Here is a 23,738-nt window from a genome sequence, read left to right on the forward strand (position 1 = left end):
GCCCGCTCCTTGCGCCTGGCCGCGCGCATTAAATCCCGCCGATCAGGGCCACATTGGCCACCGCATCCTGCGTCGCGGCAAGGTCGGGATCAGACACCAGACCGTATTCGGCCAGCGGGCCATCCGGGCCGGCGATTTCATCGCTGACGAAGAAGGCGGCGAAGTCCTGAAGGCCGGGGATGACGTCCAGATGCGCCGCCTTGATGTAGAAATACAGCGGGCGGGACACCGGATATTCGCCAGCGGCGATACTGCCCGATGTCGGCACGACGCCGGACATGGGGGCAACCTGCAAGCGGTTTGTGTTGTTCTCGTAAAAGGACAGGCCGAACACACCGATGCCATTCGCGTCCGCCTCGATCCGGGCCAGCGTTTCGGTGTAATCGCCGTCGATATCAACGGACAGCCCATCGGTGCGCACAGCCATGCAGGCCGCTTCGGCAGCGTCCGTGTCACCGCCATTCAGCGCCATGATCGCATCCCACGCGCCGCTGGTCTTGCATCCCGACAGCAGCACTTTTTCCTCGAACACCTCGCGCGTGCCGTGTTTGGTGCCGGGAATGAATGCCTGAATGGGCTGGTCCGGCAGGCTGGCGTTCACGCTGTTCCAGCTTGTATGCGGGTTTGCGGCCATGGCGCCATCCACAGGCACCTCGGCAGCCAGCGCCTGATACCAGTCTGCGGGCGTGAAGGCGAAGGCGTTGCCCTGAATATCGCTGGCGAACACGATCCCGTCATAGCCGATGCGCACCTCGACAATGTCCGTGACGCCGTTTTCGGCGCAGATTTCGCGCTCCGACGGTTTGATGGGGCGGCTGGAATTGGCGATGTCGATGGTGTTTTCGCCAACGCCCGCGCAGAACCGCTTGAGCCCGGCAGAGGATCCGCCCGATTCAACCACCGGCGTGGGATAGTCGAAATTCTCGCCAAAGGCTTCGGCGACGATGGCGCCGTAAGGCAGCACGGTGGACGATCCTGCGACCTGCACATTATCGCGGGCGGCGGCGGTTGTGGCTGTCAGCGCGGCAATGGCAAGGCCCAGTGCGGTGGTATTTGCGAGTGACATGAAAACTCCTGTCATATCCGGATCAAGGACCGCCCCCTTGGCGACCCTGCCGCGCTTATCGGCGCCGCCTGTTTCGGTTTTGTGACAGGAAGATTACAGTTTTATGACAGTTCGGCAGATAGCCGGATTTTTACGCAGGTATTTCGCGCGCAGGCATTTCGCGCGCAGTCAGGCGGGCGCAGGCGGCAAAACCACGGTAAATTGCGCGCCCTGCCCCGGCACGCTGGCGACCTTCAGCCGCCCGCGGTGGCGGTTCAGGATATGCTTTACTATCGCCAGCCCCAGACCGGTGCCGCCCTGCGCGCGGCCGCGATGCGCGTCGCCCCGATAAAACCGCTCGGTCAGGCGCGGCAGGTGGATGGGCTCGATCCCCGGCCCGTGGTCAGTGACGGTGATTTCCGTCGCAGGGCCGCGCAGGACCGGATCATGTGCAGCCTCGCCCAGGGAAATTTCCACGCTGCGATCCGCGCCGCCGTATTTTATCGCGTTCTCGACCAGATTGGTGAACACCTGCACCAGCTGGTCCGCATCCCCGATCACCTCCAGCGGGGCCTGACCCGCATCACAGCAGAGCGTCACGCCGCTGTCGCGCGCCAGCGGCGCAAGATTGTCCAACGTGGTGTACAGGATTTGCCGCACGTCAACGCGCGCGCTGGGGCGCACACGCTCGTCCGCCTCGACCCGGCTGAGCGACAGCAAGCCGCCAACCAGCCGGTTCATCCGGTCCGCCTCCCCGGCCATGATGTCCAGAAACCTGTCCCGTGCTGCCGCATCGTCGCGCGCAGGCCCGCGCAGCGTTTCGATAAACCCAATGACCGCCGTGAGCGGGGTGCGCAATTCATGGCTGACATTGGCAATGAAATCGCGCCGCATCTGTTCAGCCTGAGCGATATCCGCAACATTCTGAAAGCTGAGAAGCAGCAGACCGCTGCGCTGAACCATTGCCAGATGCACATCGTACACCGCATCGCTGCCATGGACGACCAGCTGCACGGAAATCTGGCGGGCAGCGCCGTCCAGCAGGGACCGCTCTACCGCGTCCACCAGCTTGGGATGGCGCAGCGCGGTGGTGAAATGCCGTCCCGCCACGTTTTTGCCCAGCAGCGTTTCGGCGGCGCTGTTCAGCCGCTCCACCCGCTCTGTTCGTCCGATGATCAGCGTCGGTGACGGCAATGCGGCAATCAGGCTGTCCATGTTTGGCATATCGTCCATCGCGTCCACGGTCATAGGCCCTGCTCCTGCGGTTTTATTGACCAACAGATACCCGACCAAGGGCGCCGCCAACAGCGCCGCGCGGCAGCAGCGAATGCAGACACCATCTGCGGTGATCGTTTTTCCCACGTCTCCCCTGATCAGGGGAGGGCGCAACATATCAAAACCACCGATAATATGGCAATTCCGCCGGGACCAGCGCCTTGCCACGGACCGGGCATCAGAGTTTTGACAAAAAGGAGCCGCAGATGGCACAAGTATTGGCCCCCGTGGGTGGTGGTTCGAACGTTGGCGAGGCTGTCCGGCTGGCCGATGGCGGCTTCATGGTCGTCTGGCAACATCTTACCCTTTCCATCTATCCGATTCCCAATGTCGCGGACGAGGATGGCGCGGCTGTGCTGGGGCGCGTGTTCAACGCCGACGGCACCCCGCGCGGCGCGGTGTTTCAGGTCAACCAGTCACTTGTCAATTCGGGTCAGGGGCACGCGGATATTGCGGTTCTGAACAACGGCAATGTCGTTGCGGTCTGGACCGACGGACCCAACTTTGAAAATTTCGACGTTGCCGCGCGCGGGCGCATCCTGTCGCCTACCGGCGCGCCGATCACGGACGAATTTGATCTGGCCACCACCACCGACCGGGACCAGAACGTTCCGCAAGTGACCGCCAACGACAAGGGCGGGTTTTTCACAACATGGAGCGACGGACGCGCACCCTGGTCCAATACCAAGGAACAGTGGATCGGGCAGGAATTCGATGCCAGCGGCAACCGTCTGGACGCCGAGATCTGGACAGCAGCAGCGAAGATGCCGAACTTCTGCATCTCAATGACGGCTTTTACGCACTGGTTGCCAAAAAGGGCGGCACGGTCAACATTGACGAACGCTTTGCGTATCTTGGCGATATCGACGGCTCGACCAACTTCACCGGCAGTGCCGTCGGCGGAGGTACATTTTATTCGGACGCCGTGACCGACGGTAACGGACACGTGGCGCTGGTCCAGCCGGGTGGCCGGACCTCGGTGACTGTGACGCTGCAGGCCCCGCAAACCGTCAGGAACAACCAGGTCGGCAGTTTTTCCGACGGCACCCCATTTGCCGAAACCATGACGGGCCTGAACGCAGATCCCGAGGCGGTGGGCCTGTCCAGTATCACGCTCAGCCATATCACCATCGGCAACGGTCCGGGGCAGTTGCCCTTTACGCCCGATGGGTTTCATGTGCCTGCGGTCGCCGCCACCTATATGCCGAACGGCAATCTGGCCGTGGTCTGGACCGGCGTAACCGGCGGCAATGTCACCGTGCCGGAATTTTCCGTGTTTGCCCAGATCCTCAGCCCCGAGGGAATCATTCTGTCCGATGTCACCCTGATTGCGGATCAGAACGTACAGGGCAGCAGCCTGGCGCCGCCATTCGTCAGCGCGGGCGCGGACAACAAGCTGTTCATCGGCTGGACCGGCACAACCGACCGTAACGGCGCCGGCACGAATGAGATAATGGGCGGCGTCTTTGACGTGCCCACCTACGCCAAGGGCGGCGACACGCCGTCGGGTACATTGGCCACCGATGGCGACGATACGGTCGTCGGCCCCGCGCCGGTCGATTTCGTGCCGGTGCCGAAACTGTACTTGCTGGACGGTGATGACGTCTGGATACAGGGCGCGGCGACGTCGATCCAAGGCGTATACGGCATGAACGGCGATGACCGCTTTGCCCTGAATGATGCAGCTTCGCTGGCCTCCATGCCGCTTTATGCCGGACTGGGGTATGACACGCTGGACCTTAGCGGATCAACCACAGCGCTGAATATGTATATTCAGCCGATTGTCGATTTTCGGGAAAGAGCCGGATCGCAAAACCGGTTCGAGGCGATCATCGGCACCTCGCTTGATGATACGGTCACGGCACCCGGCTTCGTCAATGTCCCCGCCAATCCCGATGATCCGCTGCCAAAAGCGCCGCTTTTGCACACCGAAGGCGGTGATGACACGATCCGCTTCAATATCGGGAACGGCGGCACCGTGGACGGGGGCAGCGGCTATGACATCATGACCACCAGCCAGACCCGCGACAAATACGAGCTGACCTTTCACGGCGATCATTACAAGCTGAGCAGCTTTTTCACGGATTACTACAACCCGGAGCCGACAATCCGCGAGCGCGACACGATGATCCTGCGCTCGATCGAGGAAATCCGGTTCGGCGACGAAACGGTAAAATTGCAGGCCACCGCATCGCTGCCTTCGGGCGGTCTGGGCGACAGCGGCGGCGTTGTCGAGCCGCCTGCGATCGACCCTGATATGCGGTTGTTCGGCACTGCGATGGTAAAGGACACGCTGACCGGCGGCACCGGCAACGACTGGATCTTTGGCGATGGCGCGGCGGCGGTGTATTATGGTGCGGGCGTGGCCAATCAGGTCTACCGGCTGTATCAGGCGACGCTGGACCGGATGCCCGATGTGGCCGGTCACGCGGCCTGGTCAGGGCGGATCGCCAGCGGCGAGAAGACGTTGATGGAAGTCACCCAGGGCTTTGTCGGCTCGCCCGAATTCCAGAACACCTACAAGGATCTGAGCGACAGCGAGTTTGTCACGCTGCTCTATGACAACGTGCTGGACAGCACGCCCGATGCGCAGGGCCTTGCCCGCTGGACCGGTGAGCTGGCGGCAGGTGTCAGCCGCGCGCAGGTGGTGGTCGGCTTTGCCGAAAGCCCGCAATTCGTTGCCGAAACCACCGCCGCCGCCAACGGGTTTGCCGCGCGCAGCCTGTCCACCACCTGGAGCGACGAGGTGTTCCGGCTCTATCAGGCGTCGTTCGACAATGCGCCCGATGTGATGGGCCAGACCAACTGGGCCGGGCGCCTGGCCCGCGGCGAGAAGACGCTGCTGGAGGTGGCCGAGGGCTTTGTCGGGTCGCCGCAATTCCAGAACACCTACAAGAATCTGAGCGACAGCGAGTTTGTCACGCTGCTTTATGACAACGTGCTGGACAGCACGCCCGATGCCAACGGCCTGGCCCGCTGGACCGGCGAGCTGGCGGCAGGTGTCAGCCGCGCGCAGGTGCTGCTGGGCTTCTCCGAGAGCCCGCAATTCAATACCGAAACCCGAGGCCCGCTGAAGGACTGGATGCGCGCGCAGGGCGTGGACGACACGATAACGCCGGGCGCAGGCAACAACGTGGTCGCAGGCGGGCAATTCGCGGACGCCTTCGTGTTCAGCGCAAGCGACGACGGCGCAACCGTGGTGCGCGATCTGGAAGCGTGGGATTTCATCGAGCTGCGGAACTTTGGCTACACCGGCGCAGGTCAGGCCCGCGCCGAGATGAGCCAGGTCGGCAACAGCGTCGTCTTTGACGACCAGGGCGTGCAGATCACGTTTGAGAATACGCTGCTGGGTCAGATCACCGATGACATGATTTTGGTGTGAGGTGACAGCAACCTGTGTGCCAGAGTGTCAGACTTAATCAGCTGGCACACTGGCACACAAACCCTGTTCCGGGTCGCGAATTGGCGCGCCACCGGCAACATGGATGATTTGCGCGTTTCACGCCCAGGCCGCGTGTGCCAGAGACTGCCCCATCTTCCGCGTCACAACGCTTTGGCGCATGGCTGCGGCATCTACGCAATGCGCAGCGCGCCCAGACCATCATTTGCCTGCCCATACCAATTAACGGCCTTTTTCCATCTCGTGACCTGTCTTGGCTGGACCTTGTGCGTGACCGCTATCTCTTGCGCTGTCTGGTCACGACGCAGCGTTTCAGGCGCGACTATGGCCTTGCAGCTGCCCGGAAAACTGCGTCTGTTCGTGATGTGTGTATCCTGCCGTCACGTTCCGACGCATCCGGGCGCACGGTCCAATCGTGCCGGGCCAATTCAGTTTGTCCCTTGCACGCATCGGCCATCCCCCCTAAAAGGCAGGCTTCACCCGCGCGTCCGGCCCGAAGTGGCATGCCGAGTCGCGCGTTCGACCGAACTTCAAAAGGAGCCGGAAATGCCCAAGATGAAGACAAAATCGAGCTGCAAAAAGCGGTTCAAGATCTCGGCCACAGGCCGGATCATTGCAGGTCAGGCCGGAAAACAGCACGGCATGATCAAGCGCAGCAATAAATTCCTTCGCAATGCGCGCGGAACCACAACCCTGTCAAAGGCTGATGAACAGATCATCAAGCCGATGATGCCCTACGCGCGTTAAGGAGGATCATACATGTCCCGAGTTAAAAGTGGTGTCGTCACGCACGCCCGTCACAAGAAGGTCATCAAGGCAGCCAAGGGTTACTATGGCCGCCGCAAGAACACCTTCCGGGTGGCAACACAGGCCGTCGACAAGGCCAACCAATATGCAACGCGCGACCGCAAGAACCGCAAGCGGAGCTTCCGCGCGCTGTGGATTCAGCGGATCAACGCCGCCGTGCGCAGCCATGACGAGGCGCTGACATACAGCCGCTTCATCAACGGACTGGCGCTGGCCGGTGTCGAGGTTGACCGCAAGGTTCTGGCCGATCTGGCCGTGCATGAGCCCGAGGCATTTTCAGCCATCGTCGAGCAGGCCAAGAGCGCCCTCGCAGCCTGAACCGGGTTCAATCAGAATTCCAGACGCCGCCGGATCACCCTCCGGCGGCGTTTTTCGTGTCGCAGCCGGGCTTTTTCCGCGTGCCGGAAATATCTTTCGGGGGCGGTGATCGCCAGAGAGGTTACTGTTGCTTTTCAGTTGCCCTGTCACGCCGTTTCAATCGTAACGGCAGCAATCCGCAGGAGTATCGGAACCGCCCGATGACATTCGGCAGTGTTGGTTGCGACCATGGGTCTTGCGATGCGTATCCCGAATTGCGGTCTGCCCGCGTCCGTCCGCTGGCCTCGACGTATGCGGGCAAGGAAGAAGGCGCGCGCCCAGGCTTGCTCAGGCCCGACAAGTTTCAGCAGCCGCACCATGGCCCCGCGTCGTTCGGGTTCGGGCAGGTCTGCCGGTCGCGGCCGCCTCGAAAACTCGCTCAATAAGCCGTCATGTGGAATATTGGCAGCGGATAAAGCGGACTTGCAAGCCGCGGTTTCAAGGTCGCGTGGAATTGCTTTTTCATTGAAACGCATCGCCAAGGCGAACGCCGCACACCTCAATGGACGGCCCAGCCGAACAACGGAAACCTGTTTCAAAGGTTACGCGCCCAGCCTAAAGGCTATTTTGGCGATCTCGCGGGTACAAAAGGTGCCGATCGATTGGCTGTTGGGGGGGCGATCCGGTGCCAGACAGCGATGTTGAAAACCTGACATTGAAAGCTGTAGAAGCCGCAGCCCTGAAGTACTTTCGGATACGAATACCAGTCAGACAGAGCAACTGACCATCACGGAATATCGTGAGGCGCGCGCAACCCGCATCGAAGATGCTTTCCGAGTTTATCGCCAACAACGCATCACCGAAATTCAGGTACGTTCGGGGGGGGCACATCGCGACCATTGTCCGGGTTGTGGATCGCCCGCAAACCCGCCCAAAACCTCAAATCCCGCCCGATGAATTCATTGCACAAAGTTTCCGGCGGCACAGGCAATACCGCCAAAACCGTCCTCAATGCGATCAAGCGAATGCAAGCGCTCATTTGTCGCGGGGGGGGGCACCTCCCGCCAAGTCTAAAACAATCGCAGTATCAAAACGATGATTGCCGCCGGGATCAGCAGCGGGTGCAGCACATGGTCGAACCAGTTGCTGCTACCCCACCCCATGATCCAGACCGCCTGCGCCGCCACCGCCAGTCCGGGCAAAAACAGCGCACCCTGCCAGAACCCCAGCGCACAGAGCGCCAGCACCATGATCGCTACAGGCCACGGCGCATATCCAACGCGATAAAAATCGACAGGCATCGCTCCTGCTGCGCAGGCAAGAAACCCGATATAAAGCGCGACGAAGATCAACAATTCCAGACTGCCAAACGGCTGCACCGGCGCCCCCAGATGCCCCGCCATCTGGCGCAGGATCAGCAGCGGCAACACCAGCCCTACCGGCCCCAAAACTGCAACCAGCCCGCGCAGTGGCACGCTGTCACGAAAAAGCGCCGCGCAGACCACGCCCAGCGCCAGACCCAGCATCAGACTGACCGGCATTTCCAGCCCCAGGCTGAACGCGCCCCACGCCATCCAGCCCAGCAGCAGCGCCAGCCACGCGGTCGAGGCCAGCGCGCTCATGCGTCCAGCGCCCATGCCAGATTGAATTCATGCACCCTGATTCCGCCCTTGGCCCCCACGCTATAGGCCAGCACGATGCGGCCGTCCGGCAATGCGCGCATCATGGGATAACGCGCATCGCCGTCGCCCCCCTCCAAGCGGTGCAGATGCTGCCAAGTGGCGCCGCCATCCTCGCTTAGCGTCAGGTTCAGAACACTGCCGTCGCCCGCGTCGTCATTGACCGCCATCACGATGCGATTATCGCCCAGCCCCAGTGCGGCGACCGGCGCCGACGGATTGGCGATATCGGTCTCGCGCACCTCATCCCAGGTCTGGCCCCCATCCTCGCTGCGCGTGATAAGCAGCCGTCGGCCCGCGCTGTCAAAATTGCGCAGAAACGCCACGGCGCGCTGCGCGTCCAGTGGCACCACCATCGGCTGAATCGCTTTCATTGCCCCCGCCATCCGGCGCATGTCGCGCACACGCCCCTGCCCGTCCAGCCGCACAAGGGCACCATAGGTCTGCCCCATCTCGAAATATGCCGGCAAGGCATGAGTGCCATCCGCCATCGTGATCATCGGTGATTTCACCAGAAACGACCGGTTCAGCAAAGGCGACAGGTTCAGCTTGCGCGCCCAGGCCGGGCCGCGAGGCCCCATGCGAACATCAGCGACAGACGCCATGGCCCATCCGCCAACAGATACGACCGTGGCATAGAGCGCATCCTGCGCGTTGTCATTCTGGACCGTGTTGCCAAGGGTGACGACCAACTGCGCCGGTTCAAACACATCCGACAGACCGCCGCGCGTGACGCGGTGCGTGACGGGCGAAACCGTGGCCTCCGCAATATCGACGCCGACAATATCAACATCGGCGCGCGCCTCAGCCGTGCCTTCGAACCACAGAATGCTATAGCCATCCTCGCGCAGCATGATACCCGGCGAATGGGCCTGCCCGCTGGGGGCGGTATAATCCAGCACCGTCCGGAACAGCGGCGCGCTGCCACCCGTCAGCGGCGCGGGCGGCGCCCATTCCCAAACCAGCGGCACATCGCGCCCGATTGCCCACGCGCTGAGCGCGACGCTAAGCGCGGCCAGCGCCAGAATGGCGATCTGCACCATCAGCCGACCTTGAGAACGATCTTGCCGATATGGGCGCTGCTTTCCATATATGCGTGCGCCTTGGCGGCATCGGCCAGCGCATATTCGCTGTCCATCACCGGCGCGATCCGGCCTGCCGCCAGCAGTGGCCAGACGTTTTGCAGCAAAGCGTCGGCAATCGCGGCCTTGGCGATATCGCTCTGCGGGCGCAGGGTGCTGCCGGTGATCGTCAGGCGGCGCATCATCACATGGGCAAAGTTCAGCTCGACCTTGGGACCGCTCAGGAACGCGATCTGCACCAGCCGTCCGTCATCGGCAAGGCTGCGCACATTGCGCGGGATGTAATCGCCGCCAACCATGTCGAGGATCAGGTGCGCCCCGCCCTCGGCCTTCAGCACATCGACAAAATCCTCGGTCTTGTAGTTGATCGCCCGCTCGGCGCCCAGCTCGACGCATTTCGCGCATTTTTCATCCGAGCCGGCCGTGGTGAACACCCGCGCGCCAATCACATTGGCCAGCTGTATCGCCGTCGTGCCGATGCCAGACGATCCGCCATGCACCAAAAACCGCTCGCCCGCTTGCAACCCGCCGCGCTGAAACACGTTCGACCAGACGGTGAAAAACGTCTCGGGCAGGCAGGCGGCCTGCGCCATGTCCATCCCGTCCGGCACCGGCAGGCAATGGGCGGCGGGGGTCGCAACATATTCGGCATAGCCGCCGCCGGGCAGCAGGGCGCAGACCCGGTCGCCCACCTTCCAATCTGTCACGCCGTCGCCGACAATGACAACCTCGCCCGATGCCTCCAGCCCCGGCAGGTCGCTGGCACCCTTTGGCGGCGCATAGGCGCCGGCGCGTTGCAGCGCATCGGGGCGGTTGACGCCGGCATAGGCAACGCGGATCACCACCTCCCCGGCGCGCGGCTCGGGGCGCCTGCGGGTGCAGAGGCGCAGGACGTCAGGCCCGCCCGCCTCGGTAATTTCGACGGCTTGCATGGACTCGCTCATAACGCCTCCTCAGCGCTTGCCGGACCAGTGGCCCGGCAGATCATCATCCCGGCGCGGTGCGCGGATCTGCCCCAGCAGCGCCATCGGCCCGGCCATCAGCGCGGCGGCGACGCGGTTGCCGCGCACCTGCGCCTTGATCTTTTCGATCTGCATGACGTCGTCAATACGCCGGTCCAGAAATTCCCAGGTCGCGGCATGATCGGGGCTGTCATCGCCCAGCCAATACAGCACGGTGGACCCGTAAACCCCCGAGAGCGTTGCGCGTTTGGTGTACCAGTTCACATCGTCCGAGGTATCGCCCAAAGCGGTCCAGATATGATCGGCGGTCTGCCACAGGGCGCGGGTGCCATCGACCGCGTGCTGCGGCAACGCAAACAACGTCATGCCCCGGCGCACCATTTCGGCATCGACCCCCTCCAGCCGCCAGCGCACGGCGGCGGCGATCCGGTCGCGGAACCGCATATCGCCCAGATCCGCCTCCGCCAGCCGCTTCAGCATGGCGCGATCACCCGCCGCATGATAGGCCAGCGCCAGATCCACGGCCCCGCGCGGGCAGGCGGCGCGCGCCACGGCGATGTCGATCCCCGCATCGCGGGCGGCGGCGGCAAAGGCGGCCTCGCTCCACCCGTCAAAGGGCACATGGGCGGCGGCGGCGTCCAGCAACTGGTCAATGATATCGGTTTGCATGGCATCCTCCTGTTATCATCCACCCTAGACATAGAGCGCACGGTTTGCTATACACGCACTTCCTGCAAATCATGCAATTTCAACTTAGGAAGGTGGTGACACCACATGCAGGTTAGTGTTCGCGACAACAATGTCGATCAGGCGCTTCGTGCCCTGAAGAAGAAACTGCAGCGCGAAGGCGTATTCCGCGAAATGAAGCTCAAGCAACATTTCGAGAAGCCGTCCGAGAAGAAAGCGCGCGAAAGCGCCGAGGCGATTCGACGCGCCCGGAAGCTGGCACGCAAGAAAGCGCAACGCGAAGGGATGATGTAAGTCACCCTATCGAGTGCGGTTTTGACCGACACGATATGAGATTGAAGGACCCCCGAGCGTTGGCTTCGGGGGTTTTTTGTTTGGGGGGTTGGGTATAGCCTAATGAGCCATCGACTGAGGCTATCGCAGGACTGCGGTTGCATCACTCCTAATTACACGTCAAGGTGCAGTAACCGGTATCAAATTTGAACGCACCATGCTTAAAAGCGCCACATTTTCTAACTTTACAAGCGTTCCCAGTGGGGAATGGACTTTCTCACGAGGCCTCAACATCATTGTTGGAGAAAACGGGCTGGGAAAATCGCATGTTTTAAAGGCACTATATTCCGTTCTCAAAGCGCGCTCACCGGAATCCAATCTGATTCACGGCGTACAGACAGACAGAGGTAGCAAGAGCCAACTTGAGAAACGATTGGCCGAGGAACTGATTGGCAACATGCGACCCGACAGCCTTGGCCGACTAGTGAAGCGACAGCAGGGAAGAAGTCGAGCGGAGGTCACAGTTTGCTTTAAAGATGCATCTCAGGATATAAAGTTTGGATTTGCGACCAACTCCAGATCACAAGTTGATTTACTCCAAGTACCTACAGGGGATATTGATAGATATCCAGTGTTCATTCCCACAAGAGAACTCATCACTCTTTGCCCTTGGTTCGTTCCTTTGTACGATTCGTATAGCGTTCCTTTTGAAAAGACTTGGCGAGATACAGTTAGTTTGCTCGGCTCACCGAGTTTACGTGGCCCTCGAGAATCAAAAATCAGGGATGTTCTTTTGCCAATCGAAAATGCGATGGGTGGAAAAGTCGAAGTGGACGCGAATGGTCGTTTCTTTCTGAGAGTTAATGGTGGGCGAATGGAAGCCGCGCTAGTTGCGGAGGGCCTGCGCAAGTTTGCTATGCTAGCGAGGCTGATTAGTACAGGAATACTATTAGAGCAAGGCTATTTATTCTGGGACGAACCTGAAACTAACTTAAATCCAAAACTAATAAAAGTTCTCGCCTCAGTTATTGTTGGATTAGCAGAACAGGGAATTCAGGTTTTTATGGCAACTCACTCAGTTTTCTTGTTGCGTGAAATATCTATACTTACAGACAATAAAGCAAAAAAAAGCTATTCAAAATATTTCTCGCTTGCAGCATCGGGAGATGATGAGATCTCCACACTCGAGCAAGGCAGCACAATAGAAGAATTAAAAACACTTGTGCTACTGGATGAGGAACTATACCAATCAGACAGATATCTAGAAGCTCAGAACAATGCCTGATATTACTATTGATGAAGGAGGTTTATCCTTCCGATTCACTGATGTCGGATTTGCTTCGAAATATGATGATTGGTCGCATTATCGCAACCAATTTCAAAGAGCTTGCGGTTCTTCCAAAGCAGTTGATTTCTTAGTTTCAAAAGGGTCCACTTTGTGGCTGATTGAAGTGAAGGATTTCCGTAGACATCCTCGAACCAACCCTAGTGAACTAGCTGACGATATTGCAGAGAAGGTCAGAGATACAATGGCCGGTTTAATGAGCGCAAAGCATTTCGCCACAAACCTAGAAGAGAGTAGTATCTCTCGAGCTGCTTTGAAATGCAAAAAGTTGCGTATTGCTCTTCACCTTGAACAGCCCAAAAATCCAAGCCGTCTTTTCCCCACTTCGATTGACCCAGCAAACTTGTCAATAAAGCTCAAACAAAAAATTAGATTTGCCGATCCACATACGGTAATCACCAACATTCGCAGCTTTCCACCCGACCTCGGGACAGTTGTTAGTATTTAGTTTGGGAATTTCTAAACTTAAATAAGCCCCCGCTCATCGCGGGGGCCTCTCCATCTCTTACGCGAAGCGCCTCAAACCGCTTACATGCAGTCCTTGATCGCCTGCACATCCGGCCCATTGGGTGTCCGACCCAGATTGAACGGGGCGGAGGCGTCGCGCCACTGGGAATAGTCGGCCAGATACTCCAGCATCGACACATAGACCTTGGCCGAGTTGGGGTTCTCGCAGGAGACTTCGACGATCACCTCGTTGGCCATTTCCTGCACTTTCGCCAGCGTCTCGTCGTCGTAGCGGTTGATTTCGACCGCCTCGTCGAACTTGGCGTAGGCTTCGGTCGCGCGCTTTTCGGTGAAGGCCAGCGACCACATCATCGTGGCGTCTGCCGCGATTTGCAGTTTCTCGCGGGTTTCCTCGCTGAGGGCGTCCCACGCGTCCTTGTTGATCATCACGCCGAATACCGATGCGGACTGGTGCCAGCCCGGTGTCGCCCAGTATTTCGTGACCTGCTGAAAGCCGCCCGACCAATCCACGTTGGGGGTGGAGAATTCGGCGCCGTCGATCACGCCGCGCTCCAGCGACTGATAGATTTCGCCGCCCGCCATCGACACCTGATTGCCGCCCAGACGCTCCAGCAGTTTGCCCTGCTCAAGGCCCGACAGGCGCAGGCGCTTGCCTTGCAGGTCGTCCAGGTTGCGGATCGGCTCGTTCGTGCGGAAGCCCGATTCGTTGTTGGTCAGGCCGTAGGGCAGATAGACCATGCCGAACTGGCCGTAGATGTCATTGTAGATTTCCGCGCCGCCCCATTCGAGGATCCAGTTGGCGTAATCCACCGCGTTGAACAGCGACGGCGTGGTGGCCAGCGCGGAAAATGCCGCATCACGGCCGGCCCAGTAACCGGGCCAGTCGGCGCCCGCCTGCACGGTGCCGGATTCGACCGCGCCGAACACCTCGCCCGAGGGCACCAGCGATCCGCCTTCGAAGAATTCGATGGTCAGCTCGCCCTTGGTCAGCTTGTTGGCCAGCTCGACGAATTTCTTGTCCGTTTCGATCAGCTCCAGCGACGAGGGCCATGTGGTGGTCATGGTCCAGCTGTCCTGTGCCATCGCCTGCCCCGCGATTGCGGCGCTGGCAGCGGCGGCCAGAATTGTGAGTTTAGTCATGCTTACTCTCCCTTTTTGGTAGCATTTTAATTGGCGTAAAGAACGCTTGGCAGCCATTCCACCAGCGGCGGAAAGACAGCGACCAGCACACACATCGCCACGATCAATCCGATGAACGGCAGCACGCCGCGGATGATGTGGCCGGTGCGCACTTCCTTTGGCGCGATGGCGCGCAAGTAGAACAGCGCATATCCAAATGGCGGCGTCAGGAACGATGTTTGCAGCACGACGGCCATCAGGACGACGAACCACAGCAGGCTGACATCCGGCATTTCCTGCACGATCGGCAGGAAGATGGGGAAGGACAGCAGCACGATGCCGGTCCAGTCAAGGAACGCGCCCAGAATGAAGACGATGAACATCATCATCGCGATCAGCAGCCACGGCTCCATATCCAGCGCGCGGATGATTTCCTGCGTGGCGCGCAGGCCGCCGGTGATGTTGAACACGCCGGTGAAGGCGGTCGCGCCGACGACGATGAACAGGATCATGGCCGAGGTGCGCCCGGTCTCCAGCATGGCGCCGTAGAAGGTGCGCAGGCGGAAACGGCCCCGCGATATGACGATCAGAAGGGCAAGTCCCGCACCAATCGCCGATGCCTCGGTCGCCGTGGCGATCCCCGCCAGAAGCGAGCCGAGGATGCCGAAGATCAGCACCAGCGGCGGCATCGCCTCGACCAGCAGCATGCGGATCAGGGCGGGGCGTGAAATCTTTTCTTCCTGCTGAACGGACGGGGCCAGATCGGGGCGGAACACCGAAATGACATAGACATAGACGGCATAGCTGAGGCCCAGCAAGACGCCGGGAATCATCGAGCCGGCAAACAGATCGCCCACCGTCAGCGGTGAATAGCTGGCCATCAGGATCAGCATGATCGACGGCGGAATCAGGATGCCAAGGCAGCCCGAAGCGGCGATCACGCCGGTCGTCAGCGTCGGCGCATAGCCGTATTGCAGCATGGGCCGCAGCGCCATCACGCCCATCACGGTGATCGACGCGCCGATGATGCCGGTGGTCGCGGCCAGCAGGATGGAAATGAACACCACCGCCAGCGCAAGTCCGCCGCGCACATTGCTCAGCAGCAGGCGCAGCGCCTCGAACATTCGGTCGGTGACGCCGGAATCCGACAGAAACCGCGCCATCAGAACGAATAGCGGAATGGCGATCAGGGTGTAATTGTCCAGCACATCGCCGAAAATACGGTTGATGACGATGCCCAGCACCATGGTTTTGCCGGTGATCACAGCCGTTAGAACGGCCGTGCCGCCCAGAACCAGGGCCAGCGGGTGGCCCATGAACAGACCCGTCAGCAACAGGCCAAACATCAGCAGGGCAATCAGTTCGGGGTTCATTGCATCACCTCTTCGGATGTCGTGTCAACGTCGAGGATGATTTTCAAAACCTCTGCGATGCCCTGAAGCAGCAGCAGGACCGCCGCAACGAACATGGCAATTTTCAGCGGATAGACCGGCATCTGGATGGCGCCATATGTCGTCTCGCCCTGGTTCCATGATTTCATGGCGAAATCCCATGACCGGGTGGTAAAGACATAGGTAAACGGGAAGAAAAAGATGAGATAACCGAGAATGTCGACAATCCGCTGCGCGCCGCGGCTGAACCGTTCGGTCAGGATATCGACCCGCACATGCGCCTTGTGGCGCAGCGCATAGCCGCCCAGCATCACGAAATAAAAACCGAACATCTGCTTGGAGATATCAAAGGCCCAGCGCGTCGGATCGTTGAACGCATAACGCATGACCACATCGTAAATGATTATGCTTGCAAATAAAATCGCGACAACCGACACGATGCGCCCGACAACTTCGTTCAGGGCATCTATGGCCCGGATTACTATCAGCATTTATGGTCCACTTTTGTCTCTCCGATGGCGGATCGGCCTCTTTGGGGCCGTTTTTCCTTGCGTAACCTGCGCGCCCATATGCGCCGCACCGGGCGCGCCGCGGCGGCTGTCCCGCTTTGGGGGCAATCTTGTTGTTTCTGCGCGCGATTGCAAGACGCCGCAGTGCGGCTTCCCTAGGGGAAGGCAGGCGGGCAGGCGGCGAATGGTCTTGATGCGCGGCGCGGGCTGGCTTACACGCTGGCGGTTACAAGCCCCGGCTTTTGCTGCATTCGCGGCGCTTGGCCGACACGCTCATATTCTGACGTCAAAGGATGCGCCATGAGCCTTATCCGCAAAATCGACAGCGCCTTGATACCTGCGATCGCGCTGATCCTGATTGCCACCATCGTTCTGGCCTTCGCCAATCCATCGTTTTTTACGCTGGTTTTCGCGGCCGAAGACGGACCGGTGGAGTATGCCACCGCCCTGTTCCTGCTGATCGCCAGCATCGTTCTGGCCACCCATGCCGCGTCACTGTGGCGCAGCGGGCGGCGCGGGGCGGCGGGGCTGACCGTGTTCTATGCGCTGCTGTTCTTCATGGCCGCGGGCGAGGAGATATCCTGGGGCCAGCGCATTGTCGGCTGGGAGTCGGGCGAATTTTTCCAGCAAAACAACAAGCAGTATGAGACGAACCTGCACAATCTGGTGGTTGGCGATGTCCATCTGACCAAATCGCTGTTCGGGCCGGTGCTGACGATCTGCATCCTGCTGTATCTGGTCGGTCTGCCGCTGGTCTATCCCAAGGGCGGGCGCATCGCGGCGCTGGCCGACCGCATGGCCGTGCCCGTGCCATGGATGAAACATGCGGTCATCGCGCTGGTGGCCAGCATCATCATCGCGGTGCTGGACGTGGAGCGGAAATGGGAAGTCTACGAGCTGATCTTCAGCATGGTCGTCCTGTCGATTTTCCTGATACCGCAGAACCCCGGCAAGACGCGCTAGCGCGTTTCGCGAAACGCGTTAGAGGATCTCGTCCTCGTCAAACAGCGGCGCCGCGTCCATCTGCGCGGTGACGCCGTCCGCCGCCGCCTCGCCGCGCGGGGTGCTGGCAACGTGAAACAGCGCCTCGCCCTCATAGACAACCGGCATGTTGCTGCGCCCGATGACGATACCGGCCTCGTCGCAGATCACCTCCTGCTCGACCTCGCCAAAGGGGTCTGAAATCGCGCCCAGAACGGTGCCCGCATCCACCGCATCGCCAATGGCGCGGTAGCTGCGGCACAGCCCGCCGACAGGCGCGCGAAACCAGCGTGATCCGGCGCACATCACCGTCGGCGTGCGGGCCTTGGGCACGCCTTTTTGCCCCACCATCCCCAAGGATTGCATCACCCGCAGGATGCCCGCCATGCCCGACCGTGCCGCCAGTTCGTCAAATCGCAGCCCCTCGCCGGCCTCGAACAGCAGCACGTCGATGCCCGCCTCCTCGGCGGCCATGCGCAGCGATCCGTCGCGCAGTTTCGACTTCAGCATGACCGGCGCGCCAAACGCCCGGCCCAGCGCGGCAATCCGTTCGTTACCGGGGGTCAGGCGGATTTGCGGCAGGTTGCTGCGGTGGATCGCCGCCGAATGCAGATCAATCCCGACATCCGCGCGCAAGACGACCTCGCGCATGAAAATATCCGCCAGCCGCGACGCCATGGACCCGCCCGCCCCGCCCGGAAAGCAGCGATTCAGATCGCGCCTGTCCGGCAGGTATCTGGAATGGTTCAGGAATCCATAAGTGTTGACAATCGGCACCGCCAGCAGCGTCCCCGCCAGCGATTTCATCGGCGCGGCGCGCAAAAGGCGGCGCACAATCTCGACGCCGATCACCTCGTCGCCGTGAATGGCGGCCGAGACAAACATGACCGGGCCGGGTTTGCGCCCGTGGATCACATGCACGGACAGCGTGACGGGCGTGTGATCCGACAGCGTGCTGACCGGAATTTCGACAGTCTCGCGCGTGCCGGCGGCGATGCTGTGGCCTGCGATCTGAAACGGCGTGATGTCCGGCATAATCCCTCCGACTGCGGCGACCGGTGCAGGGCGCATGCCCTTTGACCGCGCCTGTCTATGCGCCCAACCGTGCGCCCCGGTCAATAAAACAAGATCGCGATTGCTGTTTTTCTGCTACCGTCCGAGTCGTCCGCCGCTTTCGACCCTTCAAGCTGCGCCACCAGACGCGCTGCACAGCAGGGGCCGGCACAAGGCCAAGCGGTCGTTGAACCGGGAGGGTATGCACAATGACAACGACACTGTTGGTGGGCCTTGATGGCCACGCCTCGGGCGAGCGGGCGCTGGACCATGCGCGACGGCTGGCCGAACTTATCGGAGATTGCGAGCTGGTGGTGGCCTACATTATCGAATGGTCGCCATTTTCATTTCAGACGGCAGAAGAGAACGCCGCGCGCCATAAACGCCGCGAAGAAGAGATCCAGATCGCGCTGGACCGGGTGATAAACCCCGCCATCGAAAAGGTCAGCGGCAGCGGCAGAACCATCCGCGGCGTGGTGCGCCACGGCGATGTGTCAGACGCGCTGATCGCAATTTCCAAGCAGGAAAACGCGGATCAGATCATTGTCGCGCGCGCCTCCGAAGGCGGCTTTGCCAAGCGGATTTTCGGCGGCTCCACCTCAAACCTCGTGATGAGCTCGCCCGTGCCCGTCACCGTCGTCAGCTGATGTCAGGAACCTACCTATGAGTGTATTTCACAAGGCCCTGCTGACCGCAGCGGCCATCATCGCCCCCGCTGGCGCCATCGCGCAGGAGGCAGCAACGCTTGACCAGAAGGTCAACGCCGCCTTTGCCACCGCCACGGGACCCTTTGTAAACCTTATCTTTGCGCCGTTTCCCGGCACGTCCTTCCCATGGATCGTGCTGTGGCTGGTTGTGGGCGCGACTGTTTTCACGCTCTATTTCGGCTTTGTTCAATTTCGGTTTTTCGGCCACGCGATCAAGCTGGTCAAGGGTGACTATTCCGACCCGAATGACGCGGGTGAGGTCAGTCACTTTCAGGCGCTGACCACGGCGCTATCGGGTACTGTGGGCCTTGGCAATATCGCGGGCGTTGCAGTGGCGGTGGGGATCGGCGGGCCGGGCGCGACGTTCTGGATGATCCTGGCCGGGCTGCTGGGCATGGCGTCCAAGTTTACCGAATGTACGCTGGCGGTAAAATACCGCAACGAATATCCGGACGGCACCGTGTCGGGCGGCCCGATGTATTACATGAAGAAGGGTTTCAGCGAGCTGGGCCTGCCGGGCGGCGGATTTTTGGCCATTCTGTTTTCGATCTTCTGCATCCTTGGCGCCTTGGGCGGCGGCAACATGTTTCAGGCCAATCAGGCTCATGCCCAGATCGAGGGGATCGTCGGGGAGTTTCCCGGCTGGATCACCGGCATAATTTTCGCGGGGGTTGTCTTTGCCGTCATCGTCGGCGGGATCAAATCCATCGCGCGTGTCACCGAAAAGGTGGTGCCGTTCATGGGCATCCTTTACGTCGGCGCGTCATTGATCATCATCGCGATGAACTATGACATGATCGGTTGGGCCTTTGGCCAGATCTTTGTCGGGGCGTTCACCGGTCTGGGGGTTGCCGGCGGCTTTGTCGGGGCGCTGATCCAGGGGTTCAAGCGGGCGGCCTTCTCCAACGAGGCCGGCGTCGGCTCGGCCGCGATTGCGCACGCCGCCGTGCGCACCAAAGAGCCGATCACGGAAGGTTTCGTATCGCTGCTGGAGCCACTTATCGACACGGTCGTTATCTGCACGATGACGGCGCTGGTCATCACGATTTCGGGCCAGCTGCTGATTGACGACGCCACCGGCACCTACATGCTGAACGAGGCGGGTACGGCTATTGCCACGGTTGGCGACACGTCCGGCGTCGCGCTGACGTCGGCGGCCTTTGGATCGTCGATCAGCTGGTTCCCTTATGTTCTGGCCATTGCGGTGGTTCTGTTCGCCTTTTCCACCATGATATCGTGGAGCTATTATGGCCTGAAGGCGTGGACCTATCTGTTTGGCGAGGGCAAGGGATCCGAGCTGACCTTCAAGGTGATCTTCTGCGTCTTTGTCGTGATCGGCGCCGCCGCCAATCTGGGGCCTGTCATCGACTTTTCGGATGCGGCCATCTTCTCCATGGCGGTTGTGAACATCTTCTCGCTCTACTTCATGATGAAGCTGGTCCGGCGCGAGCTGAACTCCTATTCGGGGCGGCTGAAATCGGGCGAAATCAAGTCTTACGCTCACTGACGGACGGCCTGTTCATACCAGCGAAAACACCCGCGTTTCAGCGCGGGTGTTTTTTGAGTATCTCAAGGAAGATGAAAGATATGGCGCAGCATGACAGCGCGCGCCGGTAGGAGCCGAGATATGTCAGGATCAAGTTTCGCCCATCGGCTTGCCGTGCGCAGCGCCCTGCCCCGCCTCAGCGCGGGCGCGCGCGATGTCGTGAATATCGGGTTTCTGGGGCCGATGAGCGGCCCGGTCCAAAGCTGGGGCCTGCCCGGCCTGAACGGCGCGCGCATCTGGGAGGATTGGCTGAACGCGGCGGGCGGGCTGCTGATCGACGGGCAGCGTCATCCGGTCCGCATCCACGCGTTCGATTGCGGCTATGACCCCGATCATTCGATGGAAGGCGCGCGGCTGATGGTGCAGCGGCACAATGTGGCGCTGCTGATGATGCTGGGCGGCGACACGTTTACCCCGGTGCGGGATTTTCTGATGCGGTCAAAGGTGTTGACCTCAACGCTGCTTCCGTCAGATTTGTCGCCTGACACGCCCCTGCTGATCGCGCCCAGCGAATTGCACCCGATCTACAACGTCACCAGCATCGACTGGCTGGCGCGAACCCGGCCCACGCTGAAGACGGCGGCGATTTGCAGTCAGACCGATGCGCTGGGCCTGCCATCGCTGGCCACGTACCGCGCCGCGTTCAAGGCGGCGGGGATCGATCTGGTCAAGGAAATTCAGTACCCGCCGGACCAGACCGATGCCGCCGCCATCGTTGATGCCATGCTGGAGGAGGCGCCCGACATCCTGTGCTGGTCCACCAGCTATACACCGATGGTCCATGCACTGACAGAATATGCCCACGCCAAGGGTTTTGATGGTCAGATTGTTTCCTGCACGCTGGACAATTACCCGGCACTGGTGGCGCACACGTCAGCCGCATTCATGGAAGGCACGGTGTTTCAGTTCCCGGACTTTGACGACCCGATGCTGCGCGAAAAGGCGTTTTTCTTTCACCAGCCTGACAAGTTTTTTGAGGAGTATCAGCGCCGCTTTCCAGACAGTTGGAGCGCGGTTTCGTGGGAATATGTGGCCACGCTGGAAATCTGGCAGGCCGCCGTCGAGAAGGCGGGCAGCCTTGCGCCCGGTTCGGTTCTGGCGGCCATGAAACAATCCGGGCAGGTCACGCACGCCTTTGGCCCCGCGCAGTGGTGGGGCGACGCGATGTTCGGCATCTCGAATGCGCTGGTGGGCGACTGGCCGGTTGTCACCGTGCAGGACGGCAAGGCGCGCATTACCGAATTCGGCTCGATCCCCGCATGGCTGAAGCGGCACGAAAGCCTGCTGCGCAGCGAGATGTCCGATCTGGGCCAGCTATGGGAGCAGCGCCTGACCAAGGGCGGATGGGCATTCGGCGGTGGCTGAGTCTGCGCCCGAAGGCGCTGGATTCTGCGCCTCCGGGGCGCCGGGCGCTGCCATTGGCACAGGGCGACAGGCGATATCGGGGATTTTCGGTATAAAAATTGGTTCCCCCGACGCGACCATCACGCCCTGCGTCATTTTGTCCTAAGTCTATATAATAACTGACCTTTGTGAAAATTTTATTCCGGCGCGGCATCGCCGCTGGCATAATTGGTTCAATTTTATGAACCAAAGTGAAACAAAGTTTCTTGATTGCGCAACCAACCCGCTGTTACGCTTTGATCGAGATCGGCGCGAACTGACCCTCGGACTTGCCGGGCGCACCCCTGCGCCCCGGAGGCTGACCGCATCACATCGCCCGGTGTCCAAAATATGCGCCGCGTCCATGCGCGGCCTCAACACGGGGAGAAACCAAATGATTTCCAAGATTATGGCCGCCGGCCTGTCGCGCCGGACCTTTTTGAAAAGCACCGCGATCACCGCCGTCGGCGCCGCCCTGCCCAGCGTGTCGCTGGCCGCGGGCGAGCCGATCAAGATCGGCTTTCTGGCGCCCCTGACCGGCGCGACGGCGGCCTGGGGCAAGCCCGGCCTTGACGGCTGCATGATCTGGGCCGAGCGGGTCAATGCCGCCGGCGGGATCGAGCTGTCGGATGGCAAACACCCGGTTGAATTTGTCAGCTACGACAACGAATACGATCCGGCCAAGGCACGCACCGGCGCGACCAAGCTGATCCGCGAGGATGGTGTCAGCTTTGTCATGATGCTGGGCGGCGATACATGGCCGGGCGTGCAGCCGGTCGCCGACAAGACAGGCATGCTGTTTTCAACCCTGCTGCCGTCTGACCTGAGCCCGGACAGCGAAACATTGGTGGCCCCCGCAGAGGTCCACCCGATCTATGTGGTCACCGGTGTTGACTATCTGGCCGACACATATCCCGACGCCAAGACGGCGGTGATCTGCGCGCAGGACGATGCGCTGGGCCTGCCATCGGTCGCCACCTATCTGGCCGCATTCGAGGCGCGCGGGATCGAGGTTCTGGAAGAGCCGCTGCTGTTTGACCCCGCGACCACCGATTTTGCGCCGATCGTGACGCGCATGCTGTCGGCAAATCCCGATATCATCTGCCTTGATACCTGCTATTCCGATTTCGTGCATCCGATCTGCGAACAGCTGTTCCAGCAGGGCTACAAGGGCAAGATGATCAGCGCGACCGCTGATTTCTACGACCAGATGATCGCCAAGACATCCAAGGAATTCATGGAAGGCTTTATCTTCCAGTTCCCCGATTTCGACGATCCGGCGCTGGCGGGCGACAACATCAATTTTGAGGATGCGAACGGGTTCTACCAAACCTACGCCGAACGGCACCCCGGCGAATGGGGCGCGGTCAGTTGGGAATATGCGTCGATCATGGACCTGTGGAAGGCCGCCGCCGAAAAGGCAGGCAGCGCCGATCCCGACGCCGTGATCGAGGCGATGAAGGAGGGCGGCAAGGGCAAACATGCCTTTGGCGATGCCGTCTGGTGGGGCACCGAGCTGTTCGGCATCGACAACGCGCTGGTCGGTGACTGGCCCGTGGTCGTGATCGAGGATGGCAAGGCGGTGATCAAGGCGTTCAAGTCGATCCCCGAGTGGTACGACCAGCATGGCGACCTGCTGATCAAGCATATGCAGGCCTATAACCAGATGTACGATCAGCGCGGCTGATCGCATGTTCGCGGCGCGGGGGCGCATTCCCCTGCGCCGCAC

The 23,738-nt window shown here is 60.8% G+C and carries 22 protein-coding genes; 12 read left to right on the forward strand and 10 right to left on the reverse strand.

The window, feature by feature from the left end:
• Positions 1 to 28: 28 nt before the first annotated feature.
• Both DQ230_RS05200 and DQ230_RS05205 read right to left on the reverse strand, forming a co-directional pair.
• Positions 29 to 1,066 (reverse strand): substrate-binding domain-containing protein, encoded by a 1,038-nt coding sequence (locus DQ230_RS05200; RefSeq protein ID WP_113911440.1) that lies wholly within the window; start codon positions 1,064 to 1,066, stop codon positions 29 to 31.
• Positions 1,067 to 1,234: 168 nt separating this feature from the next.
• Positions 1,235 to 2,293 (reverse strand): sensor histidine kinase, encoded by a 1,059-nt coding sequence (locus DQ230_RS05205; RefSeq protein WP_238987433.1) that lies wholly within the window; start codon positions 2,291 to 2,293, stop codon positions 1,235 to 1,237.
• Between the two features lie 233 nt (positions 2,294 to 2,526).
• On the opposite strand from DQ230_RS05205, the gene DQ230_RS17045 reads away from it, so the two are divergent.
• The 4 genes from DQ230_RS17045 to rplT all read left to right on the forward strand — a co-directional run bounded on the left by DQ230_RS17045 (position 2,527) and on the right by rplT (position 6,845).
• Complete coding sequence (locus DQ230_RS17045) at positions 2,527 to 3,249, forward strand: hypothetical protein (RefSeq protein ID WP_162497368.1); 723 nt, start codon at positions 2,527 to 2,529, stop codon at positions 3,247 to 3,249.
• On the forward strand, positions 3,246 to 5,702 hold the full coding sequence (locus DQ230_RS05215) for a DUF4214 domain-containing protein (protein WP_162497369.1): 2,457 nt from the start codon (positions 3,246 to 3,248) through the stop codon (positions 5,700 to 5,702). The genes DQ230_RS17045 and DQ230_RS05215 overlap by 4 nt, the downstream gene beginning before the upstream one ends.
• A 564-nt stretch (positions 5,703 to 6,266) precedes the next feature.
• Entirely contained in the window at positions 6,267 to 6,467 is a 201-nt protein-coding gene (gene rpmI, locus DQ230_RS05220; RefSeq protein WP_108692490.1) for a 50S ribosomal protein L35, read from the forward strand.
• A gap of 12 nt (positions 6,468 to 6,479) precedes the next feature.
• Positions 6,480 to 6,845 carry a 50S ribosomal protein L20 gene (rplT, locus tag DQ230_RS05225; protein WP_113911443.1) on the forward strand — a complete coding sequence of 122 codons (366 nt, stop codon included), beginning with the start codon at positions 6,480 to 6,482 and terminating at the stop codon, positions 6,843 to 6,845.
• A gap of 1,049 nt (positions 6,846 to 7,894) precedes the next feature.
• On the opposite strand, the gene DQ230_RS05230 is transcribed toward rplT, so the two are convergent.
• The 4 genes from DQ230_RS05230 to DQ230_RS05245 are packed head-to-tail and all read right to left on the reverse strand — an operon-like array spanning position 7,895 to position 11,216.
• A complete protein-coding gene (locus DQ230_RS05230; RefSeq protein ID WP_113911444.1) occupies positions 7,895 to 8,446 on the reverse strand; it encodes a hypothetical protein in 552 nt (183 codons plus the stop codon).
• On the reverse strand, positions 8,443 to 9,546 hold the full coding sequence (locus DQ230_RS05235; RefSeq protein WP_113911445.1) for an exo-alpha-sialidase: 1,104 nt from the start codon (positions 9,544 to 9,546) through the stop codon (positions 8,443 to 8,445). The genes DQ230_RS05230 and DQ230_RS05235 overlap by 4 nt, the downstream gene beginning before the upstream one ends.
• Positions 9,546 to 10,529, reverse strand: coding sequence for an NAD(P)H-quinone oxidoreductase (locus tag DQ230_RS05240; protein WP_113911446.1), 984 nt, complete (start codon positions 10,527 to 10,529; stop codon positions 9,546 to 9,548). Before DQ230_RS05240 ends, DQ230_RS05235 begins: the two co-directional genes overlap by 1 nt.
• Positions 10,530 to 10,538: 9 nt before the next feature.
• Positions 10,539 to 11,216: a COQ9 family protein gene (locus tag DQ230_RS05245; RefSeq protein ID WP_113911447.1), complete on the reverse strand. Its 678-nt coding sequence runs from the start codon at positions 11,214 to 11,216 to the stop codon at positions 10,539 to 10,541.
• A 105-nt stretch (positions 11,217 to 11,321) separates the two neighbouring features.
• Here DQ230_RS05245 and rpsU point away from each other — a divergent pair, with 105 nt between their 5' ends.
• From rpsU to DQ230_RS05260, 3 genes are all read left to right on the forward strand, one after another.
• Positions 11,322 to 11,528, forward strand: a complete 207-nt coding sequence (gene rpsU, locus DQ230_RS05250) for a 30S ribosomal protein S21 (RefSeq protein ID WP_113911448.1) — start codon at positions 11,322 to 11,324, stop codon at positions 11,526 to 11,528.
• 196 nt (positions 11,529 to 11,724) lie between these two features.
• Positions 11,725 to 12,792: an AAA family ATPase gene (locus DQ230_RS05255; RefSeq protein WP_113911449.1), complete on the forward strand. Its 1,068-nt coding sequence runs from the start codon at positions 11,725 to 11,727 to the stop codon at positions 12,790 to 12,792.
• Entirely contained in the window at positions 12,785 to 13,300 is a 516-nt protein-coding gene (locus DQ230_RS05260; protein WP_203228000.1) for a cysteine--tRNA ligase, read from the forward strand. Before DQ230_RS05255 ends, DQ230_RS05260 begins: the two co-directional genes overlap by 8 nt.
• 80 nt (positions 13,301 to 13,380) lie before the next feature.
• On the opposite strand, the gene dctP is transcribed toward DQ230_RS05260, so the two are convergent.
• From dctP to DQ230_RS05275, 3 genes are read right to left on the reverse strand one after another with little or no spacing between them, the layout of a single operon-like run.
• Positions 13,381 to 14,460: a TRAP transporter substrate-binding protein DctP gene (gene dctP, locus DQ230_RS05265; RefSeq protein WP_113911450.1), complete on the reverse strand. Its 1,080-nt coding sequence runs from the start codon at positions 14,458 to 14,460 to the stop codon at positions 13,381 to 13,383.
• Positions 14,461 to 14,486: 26 nt separating this feature from the next.
• On the reverse strand, positions 14,487 to 15,812 hold the full coding sequence (locus tag DQ230_RS05270) for a TRAP transporter large permease (protein WP_203228001.1): 1,326 nt from the start codon (positions 15,810 to 15,812) through the stop codon (positions 14,487 to 14,489).
• The gene (locus DQ230_RS05275) at positions 15,809 to 16,321 is read right to left on the reverse strand and encodes a TRAP transporter small permease subunit (RefSeq protein WP_203228002.1); all 513 of its coding nucleotides are present in this window, start codon (positions 16,319 to 16,321) and stop codon (positions 15,809 to 15,811) included. The genes DQ230_RS05270 and DQ230_RS05275 overlap by 4 nt, the downstream gene beginning before the upstream one ends.
• Before the next feature lie 318 nt (positions 16,322 to 16,639).
• Here DQ230_RS05275 and DQ230_RS05280 point away from each other — a divergent pair, with 318 nt between their 5' ends.
• A complete protein-coding gene (locus tag DQ230_RS05280) occupies positions 16,640 to 17,302 on the forward strand; it encodes a hypothetical protein (protein ID WP_113911451.1) in 663 nt (220 codons plus the stop codon).
• 18 nt (positions 17,303 to 17,320) lie between these two features.
• Here the strand turns inward: DQ230_RS05280 and DQ230_RS05285 are convergent, their stop codons facing one another.
• Positions 17,321 to 18,355, reverse strand: a complete 1,035-nt coding sequence (locus DQ230_RS05285) for a succinylglutamate desuccinylase/aspartoacylase family protein (RefSeq protein WP_113911576.1) — start codon at positions 18,353 to 18,355, stop codon at positions 17,321 to 17,323.
• A 227-nt stretch (positions 18,356 to 18,582) separates the two neighbouring features.
• Between DQ230_RS05285 and DQ230_RS05290 the strand changes: the two genes are divergently transcribed.
• The 4 genes from DQ230_RS05290 (at position 18,583) to DQ230_RS05305 (ending at position 23,696) form a co-directional block, all read left to right on the forward strand.
• Positions 18,583 to 19,020, forward strand: a complete 438-nt coding sequence (locus tag DQ230_RS05290) for a universal stress protein (protein WP_113911452.1) — start codon at positions 18,583 to 18,585, stop codon at positions 19,018 to 19,020.
• Between the two features lie 16 nt (positions 19,021 to 19,036).
• On the forward strand, positions 19,037 to 20,587 hold the full coding sequence (locus tag DQ230_RS05295; RefSeq protein ID WP_113911453.1) for an alanine/glycine:cation symporter family protein: 1,551 nt from the start codon (positions 19,037 to 19,039) through the stop codon (positions 20,585 to 20,587).
• Between the two features lie 120 nt (positions 20,588 to 20,707).
• The gene (locus DQ230_RS05300) at positions 20,708 to 21,991 is read left to right on the forward strand and encodes an ABC transporter substrate-binding protein (RefSeq protein ID WP_113911454.1); all 1,284 of its coding nucleotides are present in this window, start codon (positions 20,708 to 20,710) and stop codon (positions 21,989 to 21,991) included.
• A gap of 412 nt (positions 21,992 to 22,403) precedes the next feature.
• The gene (locus DQ230_RS05305) at positions 22,404 to 23,696 is read left to right on the forward strand and encodes an ABC transporter substrate-binding protein (protein ID WP_113911455.1); all 1,293 of its coding nucleotides are present in this window, start codon (positions 22,404 to 22,406) and stop codon (positions 23,694 to 23,696) included.
• Positions 23,697 to 23,738 lie beyond the last annotated feature (42 nt).

The sequence above is a fragment of the Roseovarius dicentrarchi genome, from assembly GCF_003316635.1.
In the GTDB taxonomy this organism is placed as follows: Bacteria; Pseudomonadota; Alphaproteobacteria; order Rhodobacterales; family Rhodobacteraceae; genus Roseovarius; species Roseovarius dicentrarchi.

Coding starts and splice junctions, on each gene's coding strand:
- DQ230_RS05275 (WP_203228002.1), bottom strand. CDS start 16,321: ATGCTGATAGTAATCCGGGCCATAGATGCCCTGAACGAAGTTGTCGGG.
- DQ230_RS05230 (WP_113911444.1), bottom strand. CDS start 8,446: ATGAGCGCGCTGGCCTCGACCGCGTGGCTGGCGCTGCTGCTGGGCTGG.
- DQ230_RS05285 (WP_113911576.1), bottom strand. CDS start 18,355: ATGCCGGACATCACGCCGTTTCAGATCGCAGGCCACAGCATCGCCGCC.
- rplT (WP_113911443.1), top strand. CDS start 6,480: ATGTCCCGAGTTAAAAGTGGTGTCGTCACGCACGCCCGTCACAAGAAG.
- rpsU (WP_113911448.1), top strand. CDS start 11,322: ATGCAGGTTAGTGTTCGCGACAACAATGTCGATCAGGCGCTTCGTGCC.
- DQ230_RS05270 (WP_203228001.1), bottom strand. CDS start 15,812: ATGAACCCCGAACTGATTGCCCTGCTGATGTTTGGCCTGTTGCTGACG.
- dctP (WP_113911450.1), bottom strand. CDS start 14,460: ATGACTAAACTCACAATTCTGGCCGCCGCTGCCAGCGCCGCAATCGCG.
- DQ230_RS05200 (WP_113911440.1), bottom strand. CDS start 1,066: ATGTCACTCGCAAATACCACCGCACTGGGCCTTGCCATTGCCGCGCTG.
- rpmI (WP_108692490.1), top strand. CDS start 6,267: ATGCCCAAGATGAAGACAAAATCGAGCTGCAAAAAGCGGTTCAAGATC.
- DQ230_RS05300 (WP_113911454.1), top strand. CDS start 20,708: ATGTCAGGATCAAGTTTCGCCCATCGGCTTGCCGTGCGCAGCGCCCTG.
- DQ230_RS05290 (WP_113911452.1), top strand. CDS start 18,583: ATGACAACGACACTGTTGGTGGGCCTTGATGGCCACGCCTCGGGCGAG.
- DQ230_RS05235 (WP_113911445.1), bottom strand. CDS start 9,546: ATGGTGCAGATCGCCATTCTGGCGCTGGCCGCGCTTAGCGTCGCGCTC.
- DQ230_RS17045 (WP_162497368.1), top strand. CDS start 2,527: ATGGCACAAGTATTGGCCCCCGTGGGTGGTGGTTCGAACGTTGGCGAG.
- DQ230_RS05240 (WP_113911446.1), bottom strand. CDS start 10,529: ATGAGCGAGTCCATGCAAGCCGTCGAAATTACCGAGGCGGGCGGGCCT.
- DQ230_RS05280 (WP_113911451.1), top strand. CDS start 16,640: ATGAGCCTTATCCGCAAAATCGACAGCGCCTTGATACCTGCGATCGCG.
- DQ230_RS05245 (WP_113911447.1), bottom strand. CDS start 11,216: ATGCAAACCGATATCATTGACCAGTTGCTGGACGCCGCCGCCGCCCAT.
- DQ230_RS05305 (WP_113911455.1), top strand. CDS start 22,404: ATGATTTCCAAGATTATGGCCGCCGGCCTGTCGCGCCGGACCTTTTTG.
- DQ230_RS05255 (WP_113911449.1), top strand. CDS start 11,725: ATGCTTAAAAGCGCCACATTTTCTAACTTTACAAGCGTTCCCAGTGGG.
- DQ230_RS05205 (WP_238987433.1), bottom strand. CDS start 2,293: ATGACCGTGGACGCGATGGACGATATGCCAAACATGGACAGCCTGATT.
- DQ230_RS05295 (WP_113911453.1), top strand. CDS start 19,037: ATGAGTGTATTTCACAAGGCCCTGCTGACCGCAGCGGCCATCATCGCC.
- DQ230_RS05260 (WP_203228000.1), top strand. CDS start 12,785: ATGCCTGATATTACTATTGATGAAGGAGGTTTATCCTTCCGATTCACT.